14 protein-coding genes and 1 pseudogene are annotated in these 14,799 nt (G+C 32.6%); 8 read left to right on the top strand and 7 right to left on the bottom strand.

Features of this window, described 5'->3' with window-relative positions; all coding sequences use genetic code 11:
* Positions 1 to 95 precede the first annotated feature (95 nt).
* Positions 96 to 671: a Crp/Fnr family transcriptional regulator gene (locus tag J2W48_RS19270; protein WP_310283420.1), complete on the top strand. Its 576-nt coding sequence runs from the start codon at positions 96 to 98 to the stop codon at positions 669 to 671.
* 548 nt (positions 672 to 1,219) lie between these two features.
* Here the strand turns inward: J2W48_RS19270 and J2W48_RS19275 are convergent.
* A complete protein-coding gene (locus J2W48_RS19275; RefSeq protein WP_310283421.1) occupies positions 1,220 to 1,726 on the bottom strand; it encodes a GNAT family N-acetyltransferase in 507 nt (168 codons plus the stop codon).
* A gap of 448 nt (positions 1,727 to 2,174) precedes the next feature.
* Between J2W48_RS19275 and J2W48_RS19280 the strand changes: the two genes are divergently transcribed.
* The gene (locus tag J2W48_RS19280; protein ID WP_310283422.1) at positions 2,175 to 2,945 is read left to right on the top strand and encodes a hypothetical protein; all 771 of its coding nucleotides are present in this window, start codon (positions 2,175 to 2,177) and stop codon (positions 2,943 to 2,945) included.
* Positions 2,946 to 3,092: 147 nt separating this feature from the next.
* A pseudogene (locus tag J2W48_RS19285) lies at positions 3,093 to 3,484 on the top strand (helix-turn-helix domain-containing protein).
* A gap of 247 nt (positions 3,485 to 3,731) precedes the next feature.
* Here J2W48_RS19285 and J2W48_RS19290 read toward each other — a convergent pair.
* From J2W48_RS19290 to J2W48_RS19300, 3 genes are read right to left on the bottom strand one after another with little or no spacing between them, the layout of a single operon-like run.
* Complete coding sequence (locus J2W48_RS19290; protein WP_310283423.1) at positions 3,732 to 3,968, bottom strand: hypothetical protein; 237 nt, start codon at positions 3,966 to 3,968, stop codon at positions 3,732 to 3,734.
* The gene (locus tag J2W48_RS19295) at positions 3,965 to 4,477 is read right to left on the bottom strand and encodes a hypothetical protein (protein ID WP_310283424.1); all 513 of its coding nucleotides are present in this window, start codon (positions 4,475 to 4,477) and stop codon (positions 3,965 to 3,967) included. Before J2W48_RS19295 ends, J2W48_RS19290 begins: the two co-directional genes overlap by 4 nt.
* Positions 4,440 to 5,321 carry a transposase gene (locus J2W48_RS19300; RefSeq protein ID WP_310283425.1) on the bottom strand — a complete coding sequence of 294 codons (882 nt, stop codon included), beginning with the start codon at positions 5,319 to 5,321 and terminating at the stop codon, positions 4,440 to 4,442. Before J2W48_RS19300 ends, J2W48_RS19295 begins: the two co-directional genes overlap by 38 nt.
* Positions 5,322 to 5,662: 341 nt before the next feature.
* On the opposite strand from J2W48_RS19300, the gene J2W48_RS19305 reads away from it, so the two are divergent.
* From J2W48_RS19305 to J2W48_RS19315, 3 genes are read left to right on the top strand one after another with little or no spacing between them, the layout of a single operon-like run.
* Entirely contained in the window at positions 5,663 to 6,058 is a 396-nt protein-coding gene (locus tag J2W48_RS19305) for a hypothetical protein (RefSeq protein WP_310283426.1), read from the top strand.
* Between the two features lie 46 nt (positions 6,059 to 6,104).
* Complete coding sequence (locus tag J2W48_RS19310) at positions 6,105 to 6,566, top strand: helix-turn-helix domain-containing protein (RefSeq protein WP_310283427.1); 462 nt, start codon at positions 6,105 to 6,107, stop codon at positions 6,564 to 6,566.
* 9 nt (positions 6,567 to 6,575) lie between these two features.
* Complete coding sequence (locus J2W48_RS19315; protein WP_310283428.1) at positions 6,576 to 7,034, top strand: hypothetical protein; 459 nt, start codon at positions 6,576 to 6,578, stop codon at positions 7,032 to 7,034.
* An 81-nt stretch (positions 7,035 to 7,115) separates the two neighbouring features.
* Here J2W48_RS19315 and thrC read toward each other — a convergent pair whose 3' ends face one another.
* The 3 genes from thrC to thrA all read right to left on the bottom strand — a co-directional run bounded on the left by thrC (position 7,116) and on the right by thrA (position 11,952).
* Complete coding sequence (thrC, locus tag J2W48_RS19320; RefSeq protein WP_310283429.1) at positions 7,116 to 8,405, bottom strand: threonine synthase; 1,290 nt, start codon at positions 8,403 to 8,405, stop codon at positions 7,116 to 7,118.
* A gap of 101 nt (positions 8,406 to 8,506) precedes the next feature.
* The gene (locus J2W48_RS19325) at positions 8,507 to 9,430 is read right to left on the bottom strand and encodes a homoserine kinase (protein WP_310283430.1); all 924 of its coding nucleotides are present in this window, start codon (positions 9,428 to 9,430) and stop codon (positions 8,507 to 8,509) included.
* Positions 9,431 to 9,504: 74 nt separating this feature from the next.
* Positions 9,505 to 11,952, bottom strand: coding sequence for a bifunctional aspartate kinase/homoserine dehydrogenase I (thrA, locus tag J2W48_RS19330; RefSeq protein ID WP_310283431.1), 2,448 nt, complete (start codon positions 11,950 to 11,952; stop codon positions 9,505 to 9,507).
* Positions 11,953 to 12,586: 634 nt separating this feature from the next.
* Here thrA and hutH point away from each other — a divergent pair.
* Both hutH and J2W48_RS19340 read left to right on the top strand, forming a co-directional pair.
* Positions 12,587 to 14,101, top strand: a complete 1,515-nt coding sequence (gene hutH, locus J2W48_RS19335) for a histidine ammonia-lyase (RefSeq protein ID WP_310283432.1) — start codon at positions 12,587 to 12,589, stop codon at positions 14,099 to 14,101.
* Between the two features lie 48 nt (positions 14,102 to 14,149).
* Positions 14,150 to 14,794 carry a DUF47 domain-containing protein gene (locus J2W48_RS19340; RefSeq protein WP_056250900.1) on the top strand — a complete coding sequence of 215 codons (645 nt, stop codon included), beginning with the start codon at positions 14,150 to 14,152 and terminating at the stop codon, positions 14,792 to 14,794.
* The last annotated feature ends 5 nt before the right edge of the window (positions 14,795 to 14,799 follow it).

Consider the following 14,799-nt stretch of genomic DNA (forward strand, 5'->3'; position numbering starts at 1 on the left):
ATACTATAATTTTTATACTTTTGCGGTAATCGATTACATTTTTATTTTATTACACTGAATACTTAATAAAAATTTAAGAAGAAAAAAATAAGCATATGTACGAAGCCCTAAGAAAAAGTATAGAACGCAAGATTCCCCTCACTGATGAGGAGTGGAATACCATAGCAAGCAAAGCAGAATTCATTAAACTCAAAAAGAATGAGTTTATGCAGATTCAGGATTCAAATAATTCTTACGAAGGTTTTATTTTAAAAGGCGCCTTCAAAACATACATCCTAAACGAAAACGGTACTGAAAGTGTTATTTTCTTTTCATTCGAAAATGAATGGATGTGCGATCTGGAAAGCTTTTATCATCAAAAGCCAACCAAATACAATATAAAAGCCATAGAAGACAGTGAAATACTGGTTATTACCAAGTCGAATAAAATGTTATTATTTAAGGAAGTGCCAAAATTGATTCAATTTCACATCCTCATGGTCGAAAGGGCCAATATAGCCATACAGGAAAGGCTTTTAGATGTTTTAAACAAAACTTCCAAGCAGAGATATCTCGATTTCATACAAAAATATCCCCATAAAACACAAACGATCAACAATAAGAATTTATCCTCATACCTTGGGGTTTCGCATGAATTTTTATCCAAAATCAAGAAAAAATATAAAATTTAGGTCGGGTAGAAGTAATTTATTAATGTTTTTCTGGAGCTATTCCTGCTGTCCGCTATATCTTTTGTGCCGAACCCCGGCACAAAAGAATGTCGCTTCCATCAGGGCTCTGGATTTTATGAGGTTTTTATAAAAATTCATGTTCAGGTTTTAAAAAGAACCTCGCAAAGGCGTAAAGTTTTTTCACGCAGATTTTAAAAAAGATTTAGAGCCTGTTTAAAATTTAAATGTTTAGATTTTTATGAGATTATTTTTCGATAGATGAGGCAAATTTTGAAAGAATAACAGACTTATTTTTGAGTAAATTTAACGAAATATAGCGGAAAATAATCCGTAAAAAGTAATTAAATAAAATTTAAACAGGCTCTAAGCTGATGTGCGCAGATCATCTTTTTTTAATTTGCTCAAATCTGTAGAATCTGCGTGAAACAAAATTAGTTTAATCCTTTTAACGCTATTTTAAGCAACTTTTTGACTTCTCGACTTTGCTAGATTAAAAAAGAAAAACTTGGCGAATCTTTGCGTAACCCTTTGCAAACTTTGCGGAAAACTCAAAGCTTTTTCTCCAAAAAGATAAATTCCAAAGGGTCATTTGAAATCGTAATGTGAATTTCGCTTTCAGGAAAAGCTTCTCTTTCACCCGTATCAACATAATCATGACGTTTGTACCATGCAATCAGTTCTTCACGAACAGAAATAACTGTCATAATAATACTGGACAAGCCCAAAGCTTTCGCATGATTTTCAGCTTTAGCCAACATCTTTTTACCGATTCCGCTATTTTGCAGTTCAGGCGAAACCGTCAGCATTCCCAAATACAATTGATGTTCTTTTTGAACCAATAATACGGAACCAATAATGGTATCATTCTCAGTAAATTTCAGAATTGTATTTTTAGGATCCAGAATTGTTTTAGTCATTTCCTGCTCATCCGTTCTTTTGCCTTCAAGTAAATGTGCTTCGGTAGTCCAGCCTTTTTTGGAAGATTCGCCTCTGTAAGCTGAGTTGATTAAGACTGTTAATGCCGGAATGTCTTGTATTGTTGCTTTTGTAATCATGGTATGCGATGCTGTAATTATAAAGATTTTAAGTTTATTGGTCTCAGATATAGTTTAAAACTATGTACTTTAGTACATTTTGCTTTAGCTTCTAAAAATATTTTAGCCACAAATTACACAAATTTACACAAATTAAATTAGCGCTAATTTGTGTAATTTGTGGTTAACAAATAAGTGCTACTCTTGCAGACTTTCAGTCCATAGTGGTTTAGTTCCTCCAGCTTTAGCTGAAGAAACGTTTGAATAACCTCCGGCTTTAGCTGGAGGAACAAAATTACATTAGAATATGGCTTTAGCCTAATCTTTTGCGTTTTTTGGATAAAGCCGAATTTAGCTTTAAAGTAAACCTCCAGCTAAAGAAGGAGGCTATTCATTTTTTTTTAATATGTGTAAATATTTATCTAAAAAAACATTGAAATTTGTATAGAATTGTAAATTAGATTATAGTATGAGCAGAATTCATTTATTCGAATTTGAAGATCAGCAATGGCTGCCAGAATTTATAAGAAATTATATGACTGATTTTTTACAATTTCTGTCCAATAAAACCGGAATGTACAAAGGCATCGTTCCAATCATCGAAAAAGGGCTGAAAGAAAGTAATACTAATCAGATAATAGATTTAGGATCGGGCGGTGGAGGAGGGCTTATTTGGCTCAACAAAGAACTTAGAAAAGAGAATCCTAATCTGAAAATTCTCCTGACGGATTATTACCCTAATATTCCCGCTTTTGAACATACACAAAAACAGGCTGACAATTTTGAATTTATACCCACACCAATCGATGCGAGAAACGTTCCCGAAAACCTAAACGGACTCCGAACACAGTTTTTGTCCTTGCATCATTTTAAACCCAAAGAAGCTCAGCAAATTCTCCAAAACGCTGTTGATACCAATAGTTCGATTGCTATTTTTGAAGGTCAGGAAAGAAGTCTTCAAAGTATTTTGGCTATGATCTTTTCGCCGATTAGTGTTTTACTGACAACTCCATTTATTAGGCCATTTCAAATTGGCAGAATTATTTTTACCTATCTTATTCCGATTGTACCCATTTTAATTTTATGGGATGGCGTAGTTTCTTCTTTCCGAACCTATTCTGTTGACGAAATGAATGTACTGGTTTCTAATTTAAATAATAAAGAAAATTTTAATTGGGAAATTGCTAAAGTAAAATCAGGACTTACTAAGATTTTGTATTTGTTGGGGACGAAGAAGTAAAATTTTTAGATTTATTTAATTTAAGTTGCCAGTGCGGGCAAGATAAACAACAGATTATATAAATTATGAAAATGGGATCTTACAAAAGCAGTCTTGTTTTTTTACTAAAATCTATTTTCGTTTAAGAATTTTAAATATCTTTGAAGTATGAGCACAGCAACAAAACCAAAACATATCGGAAGAAATATCAGCCGGATCAGAGAGCTTAAAGACATGAAACAGGAAGCACTGGCACAGGCTTTAGGAACAAACCAGCAGGCCATTTCTGCTATTGAGAACAGCGAAACTGTAGACGAACAAAAACTAATTGAAGTAGCAAAAGCTCTTGGGGTTTCTGTTGAAGCAATTAAAAACTTTTCGGAAGAAGCAGTTTTTAACATTATTGGAAATACCATTCAAGATCATGGTACACTTTCAACGACGACAGGTAATTTCAATTGTACTTTTAATCCATTAGATAAAGTTATTGAACTTTATGAGCGTTTGGTGCAGAAAAAGATAAAGTTGAATATTTAGAGAAATTACTAAACGGGAAATAATGTTTTTAAACATACATTAGTAGTAAAAAGAGATCTTAATTAAGATCTTTTTTTTATTATGTGCTGAATTTCTTTGTCTTCACGGGCGAGACGCTCGTGATAGCGGAGCTATTATCGTTTATGCTACACACTGCTATATTCCGTTTGCGTTGCTTATTGGAGCGGGTACGAAGTCGGGAGACTTCGCACAGCGATTATCTTAATTGAGAAGGAACACTTTGTAATCAGGGGACGAGGAAATAAATCGTTATGTTGTCTTTTTTTGAGATTCAAAAAAAGACAATCGGTTTTTAATTCTTTCAGCGATTTTCAAGTCACTATCACCATGAATATCTCTTATATTATAGTTTGGATTTCTTGGATCAGTAGTTTCCTGAAATTCATTAACGCCAAGATTAAAAAGTGCCTGTCCAAATCTTTGGTTTGGATTTTTTTCTAAATATGATTCTATTAAATTCAGTATGAGTTTATGTTCTTCCTTCATTTGAAATGTTTTTTGCTTAAGTTTTCTAAAAATTTAATTGGATTACTAAGAAAAGCTGTCGCGTTAGACCTTTTCATGCTTTTGAGAATATCTTCTAATTGTGGTTTAAAAATATTTCCTTTTATATCAATTAAAATAAACTGATTTTTTTTACAAATATTTAAAATTGATTGAAGAACATGATTAATATTTGATGATTTTCTTAAATCAATTCGAAAGTGAAATTCTTCAATTCTTGTTTTATCATTACTTAAGCAAATACTTGCATCATTGTCTTCTTTACTACTTTCATTACCTTTCCAACATATAAAAGTATCATCACCCCAATCAGCTTTTGGAATAATTTGGTCAAGTTCAGAAATTATCAAAGAAATATCTCCATCAAAATTTTTCCAAAATGAATTTGTATTAGGTAAAAATTCTGTTTTATTATTTTTAAAAATACACTGATAATTACTATCAATAGAATTTTCAGGAACTACGATTAAAAGATATTGCCAAACTGCCATTGTATTTTTTATTTAGAGAAATTAAATTACTAGTTGCTGGCGCGAGCGTCCCGCTCGTGAACGTTTCAATGGATTTTAATTTCTTTGTGTTCACGAGCGGGACGCTCGCGCCAGCAGGGGGCTTTTCCTGTGGAAAAACATCAACAATCAAAGTTCTTTTCTCGCTTAATATAAATGAATTTACGATCTTACTATGATTTTTCTGTACTCTTATTAAATAATCAATACCCGCTTTAATATGCTTATATTTAAAATCATAAGATGGATATCCTCTGTCATAAATTATTAAATCATTTTCCTTCCAGTACGGCTTATGCCTCAAGGCTAACTCTCTTTCACCAGTTTTTATGTTTTCTAAAACTGAATCTAAAACTAATCGATTTAACACGTCATACAATACAGATGATTTTGCCTGAACTATTGAAGTATTAGTCTGGTTTTTGGATTCGCCATAAGAGATTTTTAATTCCTCTGTAAATGGCAGAGTTATTTTGGAACCATCAACAGCCAGTATCCTTAAATTCTTAAACCTCTTAATGTTTTCATTGCTTTGTACATAATAATTATCAATAATAACTGATGATAGATAATTGAAAACCTCTGGCTTTATTTTTTTTCTTTTTTGAACAAAAGCACTTGATGTGAAATTTTCAACTTTCTGAGAATCTAATTTTGAATTCAAATGCTCCAGAAAATTATTAATTTCTATGACCATACTTTTCCTTAATAAATTCAGCATAAATAAAACAACCTGGCCAAAAGGCTGCTTTCTTTTTCTTGTAAAATCCTGTTCATTCACTCTATAAGCGGATATTATTTCTTTACTAAAAATCTCTTCTCTCAATTTTTTAATTATTAAAATTGAATTCTTGGGCATATCTAAAATCTGTAAAATTACAATTTAAACATAAGAAAAATAATATAAACAAACTAACTTAGAAAGCCTTAAAATATTCAAAATAAAACAATTAACTCCTTAACTTAATGACATTGCGCTAGCGCTAGCGGGAGAGCATGGATTATATCATTCCTAATAATGTCTTCTTGATGGTAACACCAGCATCTTTGAAGACGTTAAGTTCAATATATTGATTATATTTTTACAATTATTTTTTATATTTTTTTATATTGCAATAAATTAAAATTTTATTAAAATAATAAAGTTTAGTTGTAACTAAACATTTTATGCCTAAATTTGCATTAAGTAATATAGAAGCCATTAATGGTAAACAAACCTTTAATCAGTTAGAAGTAAATGATCAAAAACAACTTGATATCTTCGAAACTGAGTTAAAAGATACAACTTATATTTCTGAGTTTGGTACTTTGTTAACCTATATGGAGTACGTAGCTAATAATAGAACATTGCCACATACTAAGTTCAAGGATATTACACCTCAAAAACAAAAAGTAAAAGAGTATGAATTTAAAAGCAAGCATTTGAGAATTTATGCAATTCAACAAATGAATGGAAAAATAATAGTCTTATGTGGATTTAAAAATAATCAAAAAGAGGATATCAATAAATTTCGTTCTTTAAAAAAACTATATTTAGAATCCTTAATTCAAAAGAAAAAGTAATCTATAAAAAATTAATGTTTTAAGCCTCAGAGTATTATTGATAATTATGAAAAGAAAAGAATTATTAAAAAGTAAAGAATATTGGATGACAAAAATTCAATTAGATTTATTTGAAATGATTGAAAATTACAGAGTCGAAAATAATCTTAATAAAACTCAACTTGCTGAAAAACTTGGAGTTTCTAAAGGTTATATAAGTCAAATTTTGAATGGTAATTTTAATCATAAAATAAGTAAACTGGTAGAATTGTCTTTAGCATTTGACAAAGTGCCTGTTTTGGAGTATGAGAATATTAATAATTATATATTAGAAGATTCTCTAGGCTTAAAAACAGAACTAAAAAAGCAAGTGAATATTGAATTGAATTATTCAATTCCTTATTCTATTAAAGAAAAATCGAAAGATAAAAAACCTAAAAATGATTTTTCAAATATATTGATCTATAGTGGAAAATTGAGTATTCTTAATGATTCCAATGTCACAAAAATAGAAAAATGTTATAATTAAAAAATAATTATGTCTGATTTAGAATTTGCATTAAAATTAAGTAAAGTAAAAATAGAAGAAATTAATTTCAAAGAACCTGAAGAAGATTTTATTAATTCTTTTGATGATGAATTTTTAAAGATTGCTATCGGTTTAAAATTTTCACATAATTTGGATAAAGAATTATTATCAGTACATCTACATATACTTTATGATTATCAAGTAAATGAAGATGATTCTAAAATTTCATTATTAGATTATAAAGGATTGTTTGATTTTCATATAAAAGATCTTGAAAATTTAGTTGAAATAGATAATGAAGTTCTTAATTTTCCAAATTTTATTTTAGAAACTGTTGCAGGGATAGCTATTTCATCTGGTCGAGGGATAATTATAGCAAAAACAGCAGGTGCATTTATTAATAAGTTTTATTTGCCTATTTTAGACACAAGAGAACTTCTTAAAAATTACAATGATGCACTTAAATAGAAACTTTAATTTTTTTTTAATAAATTAAAAAGTGAGCTATAAATACTAATTATTTATAGCTCACTTTTTAGATAATAATTTTTACCCCAAAAACACCTTCAATTCCTCATAAGTTCCAATCTTAACACTCTCTTTCTCCTTATTCATAACACTTTCAATTTGTGTTGGAATAGGAAGGGTAATGCCTAAAGCAGGTTCAACTACATCAAGGAATTTAATTGGATGAGCCGTTTCTAAGAAAATACCAATAGCATTTTCGTTTTTTTGCAGTTCTTTTTTCAAGCCTAGATACCCAACAGCACCGTGTGGTTCTGCAATATAACCGTTGATGTTATGAATATTTTTCATAGCAACAAGGGTTTCTTCATCGGTATAGCTATAAGAAGAGAAGTCTTTTTCGAAAGCTTTCAGGTCATTATTGTACAATTCCTGAATCCTGATAAAGTTGCTTGGGTTTCCAACGTCCATAGCGTTAGAAATGGTTGCTTTAGAAGGTTTTGGGTCGTATTTTCCGTTTGTTAAGAATCTCGGGACGGTATCGTTTACGTTGGTAGACGCTACAAAATGGGCAATTGGCAAACCTAATTTCTTTGCCATAATTCCGGCGCAGATATTTCCGAAATTTCCGCTTGGGCAAGAGAAAATCAACGGTTTGTTTTGGCTTTTCAAAGCTTTATAGGCAAAGAAGAAATAAAACATTTGCGGTAACCAGCGCGCAATATTAATCGAATTCGCCGAAGTCAGGTTTTTATGCGCTAAAGTTTCATCTAAAAAAGCTTTTTTTACCATATCCTGGCAGTCATCAAAAACACCATCCACTTCCAACGCCTTAATATTTTGTCCTAAAGTGGTCAATTGTTTTTCCTGAATGTCGCTCACTTTTCCTGTTGGATATAAAATCACGACATCAACACCTTCAACACCAAGAAAACCGCTGGCAACAGCACCGCCGGTATCTCCCGAAGTCGCTACTAAAACTGTGTTTTTTGCGTCTTTTTTGTCTTTATTGAAATACGCCAGGCAGCGTGACATAAATCGCGCTCCAACGTCTTTAAAAGCCATTGTAGGCCCGTGAAATAATTCCAACGAATAAATTCCTTCTTCTACTTTCACCACCGGAAAATCAAAACACAAAGTTTCGGCAATAATTTCTTTTAATTTGGCAGCCGGAATTTCATCACCCACAAATTGCTGAATCGCTTCAAAAGCAATTTCCTCGTGGCTTAAACTTTCTATTTTTTCAAAAAAAGACGGATCTAAAGCCGTGATATTCTCTGGGAAATATAATCCTTTATCGCTCGCTAATCCTTGTATTACAGCTTCCTGAAAAGAAACTTTTGGGGCATTTTGGTTTAAACTATAGTATTTCATTTTTTTTTTAGTTCTTAGTTCTTAGTCCTTAGTCCTTAGTCTTTTTAAGCCTTTAGTTTTTCACAACTAAGGACTAATTACTATGTACTAAGCACTCATTTTTAAATAATTCTTACTCCGTCAGGATTGATTTTCGAAACGTGAATTTCATATGGTAAATTCATCTTTTCGTAAACCTCGCTCATGGCTTTTGCTATTTTGTCTGCGGTTTCTTTTCCTCTGCTTAGAGCAAAGATTGAAGGACCTGAACCTGAAATTCCGGAGCCTAAAGCACCGTTTTCTAAAGCCGTTTGTTTGATCAGATCAAAACCCGGAATCAAAACGCTTCGTAATGGCTCCACGATTTCGTCATGAAGAGATCTTCCAATCAAATCATAATCTTTAGTATATAATCCGGCGATTAATCCACCAACATTTCCCCACTGCATAATGGCGCTTTTTAGGGAAACCGTTTGTTTTAGTACTGAACGTGCATCCGATGTTTTCAATTCAATCTGTGGATGAACCACCGTTGCGAATAATTCCTCAGGACTGTCAATTCGGATAATATCAAGCGGAGCATAACTTCTTACCAAAGTAAATCCGCCTAAAAGGGCAGGAGCAACGTTGTCTGCATGCGCGTTTCCGCTGGCTAATTTTTCGCCCTGCATAGCAAATTGCACCAAATCTTTTCGGGAATAAGGTCTTCCTAGCAATTCGTTGATTCCGAAAACTGCTCCGGCAGAACTTGCAGCACTGCTTCCGATTCCGCTTCCGGCTTTAATGTTTTTATAAATTTCAATTTCGAAGCCAAAATCCAGTTCGTCTAAAGTTGCTAACATTGCCAAAGCCGCAACTCCGGAAACATTTTTCTCTGTTTCCAAAGGTAAATCGGCACCCACAATTTTAGTAATTCGAACACCTTTTTGATCTGATTTCCGAATAATCATTTCATCACCCGCAGTGTCTAAACAAAGTCCAAGCACGTCAAATCCGCACGAAAGATTCGCAATAGTCGCCGGGCAAAATAGTTTTATTTCTTCCATTATTTGTTGTTTCAGGTTTCAGGTTTCAAGTTTCAGGTTGTTGGAACGTGAAACTTGAAACTTGAAACAAAAAATTATATATTTCCTATTCGAATTACATCTGCAAAAATTCCTGAAGCGGTAACGGCTGCACCGGCTCCGGCTCCTTTGATCAATAAAGGCTGATCTACATAACGATCGGTGTAGAACAACACGATATTGTCTTTTCCTTCCAGATTATAAAAAGGGTGGTCTTTTGGAATGAATTGCAGGCCTACGCTTGCTTTTCCGTTTTCGAATTTCGCCACATATTTCAAACGGGAATCTTTGGCTAAAGCCTCTTCGTAAATTCCATTAAAATGAGCAGCATGTTTGATTAATGAAGCAAAAAAGTCTTCGTTATTAGTTGTAGCTAAACATTCGGCAGGCAAAAAAGCTTCGTTTTCAATAGCATCAATATCCATTTCGTAACCGCTTTCACGAATCAGAATCAGGATTTTACGGGCAACATCGATTCCGCTTAAGTCAATTTTAGGATCCGGTTCTGTAAATCCCTGAACTCCGGCTTCTTTAACCACATCGTGAAAAGAATTGTCCTTGTCAAAATTATTAAAAATAAAGTTCAGGCTTCCCGATAAAACCGCCTGGATTTTATGCACTTTATCGCCTGAAGCTATTAAGTTTTTTACCGTATCAATAATCGGTAATCCTGCACCAACATTCGTTTCAAACAAAAACGGAGCGTTGTATTGGCGTGATAAACTTTTTAGTTTTTTGTAATTGTCATAAGCAGAGGAACACGCAATTTTGTTACAGGTTACCACGGCAATACTTTGTTTCAGGAACTGTTCGTAAGTTTCAGAAACACTTGCATTTGCTGTAATATCCACAAAAATACTGTTACGTAAATTCATTTCTTTCGCACGTTCGATAAAAGCTTCCTTATTTGCTGGTTCTCCTTTATCCAAATCGGCTTGCCAGTCTTTTAAAGAAATTCCGTCCTCATCAAAAAGCATTTTTCTGGAGTTGGACAAAGCAATCACACGAACATTGATCTTTAGGTTTTCTTTTAAGAATTTCTTTTGGTTGTGAATTTGCTCGATAAATTTTTCACCCACATTTCCAACCCCCATCACAAATAAATTCAGCTGTTTTGTGTTTTCTTCAAAGAAGTTTTCGTGTAATGTATTCAATGCTTTCTTAACATCTCTTTCGTTAATTACAGCAGAGATATTTCTTTCTGAAGCTCCTTGAGCAATCGCACGGATATTTACGTTGTTTTTTCCTAAAGTACTGAACATCCTACCGCTCAAACCTTGGTGGTTTTTCATATTTTCACCCACCAATGCAATAATACAAAGGTCTTTTTCTACAATACAAGGATCAATTTTGTTTTGTAAAATCTCAACCTCAAAAGCTTTATTAATAGCTGCTTCGGCATTTTCAGCATCAGAATTTAAAATTCCGATACAAATTGAATGCTCAGAAGAGGCCTGAGTGATAAAAATAACGTTGATTTTTTCATGTGACAACACTTCAAACAAACGTTTTGATGAACCAGAAACTCCAATCATTCCGGGGCCTTCAAGTGTCAGCAACGAAATATGTTCAATATGACTGATTCCTTTTACAGGAGTAGTTTGTGGTGAAATTTGGCTTGAAATTAAAGTTCCTTCAGCTTCCGGCTCAAAAGTATTTTTGATTAAGATTGGAATATTTTTTCTTAAAACCGGCTGAATCGTTGGCGGGTACAACACTTTGGCACCAAAATGCGACAATTCCATCGCTTCCTGATAGGAAATATTTGCAATTGGCTGCGCTTGTTTTACGATTTTTGGATTAGCAGTAAACATTCCGTTTACGTCAGTCCAGATTTCAAGTTGGTTGGCATCAAGTGCTCCGGCAATAATTGCAGCAGTATAATCAGAACCGCCACGACCTAAAGTAGTGGTGATTCCGTCAAGAGTCAAAGCAATAAAACCAGGTAAAATATTGATTTGTGATTGGTTTTCTGTAAAATATTCCTGAATCAATTGATTTGAAATATCGAAGTTTATGGCTGCTTTTCCGAAATCGGCATTTGTTTTAATTAATTCGCGACTGTCTTTATATGCTGAATTTTTATCGATTTGCTGATATGCCTGAGCAATTATATAGGAAGAAAGCAATTCTCCAAAACTCAGGATTGTGTCTTCGGTTCTTGGAGATAATTCCCCTAATAAAAAACAACCATCTAATAATGTCTCTAAATGATTGATGATTCTTTTTATGTGACTCAATAAACTGCTTTGTTCACTAACGGGTATTAATTCCTTTAAAGTGTCAAGATGCTTTTTCTCGATTTCGGCTACGATATCTTTAAAACTTTCATCATTGGCGGCGGCCTTTGCTGCAGCTAATTGTAGCATATCTGTTACTTTGCTTAGTGCAGAAACAACAACTGCTACTTTGCCTTGTTTTGAATTTTGACTTATAATTTCGAGAACGAGTTTTATATTTTGTGCATTGGCAACCGAAGTTCCGCCAAATTTTAATACTTTCATTTGATGTTTTTTTTCTTTGATGCAAATATTTTTATGTATCCAAAGCCTTTCTTCTTTCGGGAAAAAAGTATAGATAATCAGGATTATATGTAAAAATGTATACCCCTAAGGGGTAGTAGTTGTAGTAGAAATTGTTGTAGCAGCAGTTACAGCACTTGTTTGGGCTGTCATTGTAGATTGATATTTTTTGCTGTTACTTTTCATTTTTGATTTTTCAAAAGTACAGTTTTTTGTAAAAGTTAAAAACCTTTATTTTCTTTTTGCGAATATTTCAATATTTCAAATGAGAGAAATTTAATATTGAGCATTTGTTAAAATTTAATATGCAAAGATGACTTATTCGTATATTTAACCTCGATTTTAGATGTTTGTAATTAATTAGTTTATTGGTTTTATTAAATATAGAGTTTAAAAATGAATAGTCTGATTAGATTTGTTAAGTAAAAACGCTATTCTGTAAAATTTATAATAGTAAAAATTAAAAACAATAAATATACCTACTTAATACCACCTGTTTATTATTCTAAATAATCAAGATGTAAAGATCAGAAAGATTAAATATTTTATTATTGTTATAAAATGTTGCTTTTTAATATTGATTTGTTGAATTTTGGCATCTTAAAATATAAATCAAATGAGCGATATCCATTATATAAGTACAGAAACCTTAAACCTGGAATCTTTGCAGGAAATAATTGTAAATCAGAAAAAACTAGAACTTTCTGATGAGGCAAAGGTTAATGTACAGAGATGCCGGGATTATCTGGATAAAAAAATGGCTTCACATTCTGAACCTATATATGGAATCAACACTGGTTTTGGATCACTTTGTAATGTGAAAATTTCGAATGAGAATTTGTCAAAACTTCAGGAAAACCTGGTCAAATCTCATGCTTGCGGAACAGGGGAGGAGGTTCCGGCAGAAATTGTGAAATTGATGCTGCTGCTGAAAATTCAGTCCTTGAGTTACGGACATTCGGGTATTCAATTACAAACTTTGAATCGTTTGGTAGATTTTTATAATAATGATATTTTACCAATAATATACACCCTGGGTTCACTTGGAGCTTCGGGAGATTTGGCACCATTAGCACATTTATCATTGCCTTTATTAGGCGAAGGAGAAGTACTTTTTAGAGGAAAAAAAATGGCTTCAGGTGATGTTTTAAAACATTTTAACTGGAAACCAATTGTTTTGCAGTCCAAAGAAGGTCTGGCATTATTAAATGGAACTCAGTTTATGAGTGCTTACGGTGTCCATATTTTAATGAAAGCCTATAAATATTCGTATCTGGCAGATTTAATAGGAACAATTTCTCTCGAAGGTTTTGATGGTAGAATAGAGCCTTTTAATGAATTGATTCATTTCATTCGCCCTCATAAAGGTCAAATAATAACGGCACAAAGGGTTAATGAATTTTTGGAAGGAAGTGAAATTATTGAACAAGAGAAAAAACATGTTCAGGATCCGTATTCTTTCCGTTGTATGCCACAGGTTCACGGTGCTTCAAAAGATGCGATCGATTATGTCAGAAAAGTATTCAAAACCGAAATCAATTCGGTTACCGATAATCCAAATATATTTATTGAAAGTGATCAGATTGTTTCAGGAGGAAATTTTCATGGACAGCCTTTGGCGTTGGCATTAGATTTTATGGCAATTGCTTTGGCTGAATTAGGCAGTATTTCAGAAAGAAGAACTTATCAATTAATTTCGGGCTTACGAAATCTTCCGGCATTTTTGGTAGATAATCCGGGATTAAATTCGGGTTTGATGATTCCACAATACACGGCTGCCAGTATCGTAAGCCAAAATAAACAATTGGCTACCCCGTCCAGTATTGACAGTATTGTTTCAAGTAACGGACAGGAAGATCATGTAAGTATGGGGGCAAATGGTGCCACAAAAGCCCTACGTGTTATGGATAATTTAGAACGTATTTTAGCAATCGAATTATTGAATGCTTCTCAAGCGATTGCTTACAGAGAACCTCTAAAATCAAGTGACTTCATTGAAATGTTTTTAAGCAGTTACAGAGAAGTTGTGCCTTTAGTAAAAGAAGACAGAATCTTGCACTATGACATTGAAAAAACAGTTTCATTTCTGAATAGTTTTCAAATAGAAAATGATTTGTTAACAATGGCTTAACATATCAAACGATTAATGAAGTAATTTTGCACTATTAAAAAGATAAAAATGTCAATAAACAGTATTTTCCAATTTTTAGTGCCGAAAGACAAAAAATTCTTTCCACTCTTTGAAGAAGCTTCAAGCAATTTAATTGAATTAGCTTCTAATTTACATGAAGCTGTAAACCTTCCATTGAAAGAAAGAGAAGTCCTTTTTCAGAAAATTGACGAATTGGAGCAAAGAGGAGAAGATATTACACGTCAAACCAATCTTGAATTAAGCAGAAACTTTATTACGCCATTTGACAGAGAGGATATTCACACTTTGATTACTTCTATTGATAACGTTGCCGATTATTTACATGGTGCAGCAAGCAGAATGAGATTGTATCAGGTTGATAAGATTACAAAATCAATCAGAAAAATGACAGAAATCAACCTTGAAGCATGTCAAAACATTGACAGTGCGGTAAAAGAGCTGAGAAATTTAAAGAATTTCAAAGTCATAAAAGATGCCTGTGCCCGAATTAATAAACTGGAAAACAAATCAGATAACGTTTATAACAAAGCAGTTTTTGAAATTTTTGAAAACGAAACAGACGCTAAAAATATCATAAAATACAAAGAGGTATTATCTGTTTTAGAATCTGCAACAGATAAATGTAAGAGTGTTGCCAACATACTGGAATCTATTTCTGTAAAACATTCTTAATTCAA

Source organism: Flavobacterium piscis, assembly GCF_031457575.1.
In the GTDB taxonomy this organism is placed as follows: domain Bacteria; phylum Bacteroidota; class Bacteroidia; order Flavobacteriales; family Flavobacteriaceae; genus Flavobacterium; species Flavobacterium piscis_A.